The sequence below is a fragment of the Paracoccus sp. (in: a-proteobacteria) genome (assembly GCF_030536915.1).
GTDB lineage: Bacteria > Pseudomonadota > Alphaproteobacteria > Rhodobacterales > Rhodobacteraceae > Paracoccus.
Genome location: NZ_JAUNPC010000153.1, coordinates 1 through 3,468, shown reverse-complemented (window position 1 = coordinate 3,468; position 3,468 = coordinate 1). Strand labels below are relative to the sequence as shown.

General features: G+C 66.2%; 2 protein-coding genes. One reads left to right on the top strand and one right to left on the bottom strand.

The genetic code is table 11. The features are described 5' to 3' along the window. Positions 1 to 409: 409 nt before the first annotated feature. Positions 410 to 1,456 carry a phosphoribosyltransferase family protein gene (locus Q4F04_RS14995; protein ID WP_303370598.1) on the bottom strand — a complete coding sequence of 349 codons (1,047 nt, stop codon included), beginning with the start codon at positions 1,454 to 1,456 and terminating at the stop codon, positions 410 to 412. A gap of 669 nt (positions 1,457 to 2,125) precedes the next feature. Here Q4F04_RS14995 and Q4F04_RS14990 point away from each other — a divergent pair. Next, the coding region (locus Q4F04_RS14990) for a nucleoside hydrolase-like domain-containing protein (RefSeq protein WP_303370597.1) at positions 2,126 to 3,468 on the top strand (1,343 nt) is incomplete at its 3' end.

The following is a 3,468-nucleotide window of genomic DNA, read 5'->3' as shown; positions in this document are numbered from 1 at the left end:
GCGGCCATGGCGACGATGCCGAAATGCTCGGGCGAGAGCAGGCGCGACAGGACGATGACCGAGGCGAACTGGCAGGCGAGCCGGACGGCCTGCGAGCCCCCGGTCACCAGCGCCCCCCGCCCGACCGAGCGGCCGAGCGATCCCGAGGGCGGATCAAAGACTGTGCTGTCGGCTGCCACGCGCCACCTTTCCGAAACGCTGCCCGCGCCCCCGGCTTTTCCTGAACCGGGCGCGGGCCGATCACCTGATCGCGAGGGCGGCCTTACCGCAAACGCGCGGGACAGGCGAGGGCGAAGGGCCGGGGGTTCCCCCGGCCGGCCTCGGAAAGGCCGCCCGCTCCTGCGGATGTGAACGGGTGCGGGGCGGGGACGCCCCGCGCGCGGCCCTCATGCGGCCGGGGGGCCGGGATTCAGCTTCTGGTCTGGCTCTTGGGCTGGGGACGGACCAGGTTCTTCAGGGCAAGATAGGCCGTGTCCCCCATGAGGCCGCGGGCCACGCCCTTGATGCGGCGGCCGGTTCCGTGCGCCCGCTGCTTCAGCCGGGTCGGCATGTTCCGCATCTGCTGGCGCATCGCGACGCGCGACAGGCTGTCGGGCATGCAGATCTGGTGGGTTTCGACGCACAGGACCGGCTTTCCCGACAGCCGGGCGATGGTCCGGGCCTGCCGGTGCTCGCTTTCGATGAACAGGGTCGCGTTCGAGTTCCGGTAGAACTCGGCCTTGAAGGTGCCATGGGCACCCAGGCGCTGCCGCTCGGCCTTGGAAGGCAGGTCCAGCATGACGAGTTGGCCGTATTCGATGCCCTGGGCCTTCAGCCAGGCCTCGGTCTCGGGGCGGTATTTCTCAAGCCGGCTGGTGACCAGCCAGCCCAGCCGGCGCGAGGTCGCGTGCAGGGGCAGCGCCTCGGTCAGGAAGCGGCGATAGGCATCCCCGTCGTCGTTCTGATCCTCGGTCGGGTCGAGGCACAGCACCCCGTCGATGTCGACGCAGCTTTCCTCCAGCACGACATGGTGCATGAAGTTCCACTGGAAGATGCGCGGGCTTTTCACCCGCTCGAAGATGAAATCGGCCTCGGGGTAGCTTGCCTCGCTGCCATAGATGGCGGCGAAGATGATCTCGGCCCCGGTCTTTTCGGCGATGCCCGCCGCCTCGACCCGCAGGCGCGCATCGCGCATCGCGTTGCCGCTGAAGATGCTGTCGTCCAGGATCAGGATGCGGCGCATGTCGGCAAGATCGCGGTCCAGCCCCTTGTGGCGCTTGGTGGTGCCGGAGGTATGAAGCCGCCCTTCGAGAAAGCTGTCGAGGTCGGCCAGCGGGATGTTCGTCACCAGGCTGAACAGGTTGGCGGCCAGAAGGCCGCTGCGGGGGATGCCGACAACAAGGTCGATGTCCCGCGGCAGCCCGTGCAGGTTGCGCAGGATCGCGTCGTTCAGATCCGCCAGAGAGCGATAATTCATGCCTTTTACCCGATCCTTCAGGTCGGCAGCGGCCCGTGGCGCGACCATGATGCCGACGATTTGCCTGCGGGATGTAAATGGCGGCAGGCGCCTTGGCCACCGGCCAATCCCGATAAGAACTGTCTTTTAAGTCATAAACTCTTGATCTGGGGACGCTTCGTCTCACGGACCCGTGCAGACGATCAACTCCTGACCCGACGTTCGGGTCCGACTGGATTTCCTGTTCGGCGACATGCCGCCCATCTTCACCCGGACCTTGTCCGGGATTCCGCCGATTCCCGCAAGGTTCTGATAAAACTTTACATTTATGGAGTGAACTCCTGGGGCCAGCCGCGTAGACCGGGCCTGCCAATGATGAAAGCCCCGATGCCGCCGATGCCTGACCTTTCCGCCGAAACCTTCGGCACCGCGCCGCCCGCAAAGGCCCTGCGGGCCGCCTGCGCGCGGCGGATACCGGGTTCGCCGGAAATCGCGGGTCGCATCCCGGCGCATCCCGCTTTGCTCAGCAAACGGGAATCGCCTTAAGGTTGTATTAACCCTGGGTCACTAAACCCCTTGTCGGCTGCGATCGACAGCGCGGTTGCCAGGCGGATCGCCCGACCGGGCGATGCCGAAGGCCGCGTGCCGTCTGCCGGCTTCGACAAGGGACAGCAAGGAGACAGATCGACCATGCCGCTGCCGAGAGTTTTCATTTCCACCGACCTCAGGCTTTCGTCCGAGGAAAAGGACGATGCCCAGTCCCTCATCCATGCCCTGCTGTATCAGGACAAGATGGACATCGTGGGCATCGCCGGGACCGCCTCCATCCACGGCCACCAGGACGGTCTGGTGCAGGACATCGACCGGATCATCGACGTCTATGGCCATGACCATGCCAGGCTGGAAGCGCGCAGTTCCGCCTTCAAGACCGCGGACGAACTCAAGGCCGTAAGCTGGCAGGGCGCTACGGACACGGCCCCCTGGCAGGGCCATACCTCGCCCACCGATTCCTCGCGCGCGATCATTGCCGAGGCCAGAAAGGCCGCCGATGCCGGCGAGAAGCTGAACGTCCTGACCTGGGGCGGCGAGACCGACCTGGCCCAGGCGCTGCATGACGATCCCTCGATCGCGCCGCATGTCCGGTTCTTCAACATCAGCCGGCAGGACACGCACGCCTACAACTACATCAAGCAGAACTTCCAGGGCGAACTGGACCTGTGGGTGGACAACCAGTCCTCCTTCCGGGGCATGTACCAGACCCCGTCCAGCTCGGGCATCATCAAGGGCTGGCATGACGAGAACGCCAGGGGCCATGGCGCCCTGGGCGATTTCTTTGCCGAGCTGTCGGGGGACATCTTCAACCAGGCCGGCGTCAAGATGGGCGACAGCCCCACCGTGCTGCGCTTTCTCAGCGGCGACCAGAACGACCCCACCAGGGAAAGCTGGGGCGGCGAGTTCATCAAGGTGTCGGACCGCTACTACACCGACAACCCGCACCCGGATCTCGATCTCGGCCGGCCCAACACGAACGGCGCCATGACGATCTACGAGGATCGCGACGCCTGGCTGGGCGACTTCGCCAGGCGCCTGGACTGGCTCAAGGACGACGCCCCCGGACGTGAGCCGGCGCGCCCCACGGAACCGGCACGACCGACCGAGCCGGCACGGCCGGCTGAACCGGAACCGTCGCAGCCTGCGCCCGCGCCTTCCGCCCCTTCCGGAAGCAACCTTCTTGTGAACGGCTCGTTCGAGACGGCCGAGGTGGGTTCGGACCAGTATGGCGCGTTCCAGTCGCTGCAGGGCTGGACGGCGCTGTCGGGCGGCCGCATCGAGGTCTGGAACAACCACAACGGCGTTCGGGCCACGGATGGGACGGATTTCGTCGAGCTTGACTTCGAAGGCGCGCGCGACGGCTTTTACCAGGATGTCGAGGCCGCCGCGGGCCAGTCCTACAGCCTCGGCTTCGACCTGCGGGCGCGGCCCGGGAAAGCCGCCTGGACCCAGGATGTCGAGGTGGTCTGGAACGACAAGGT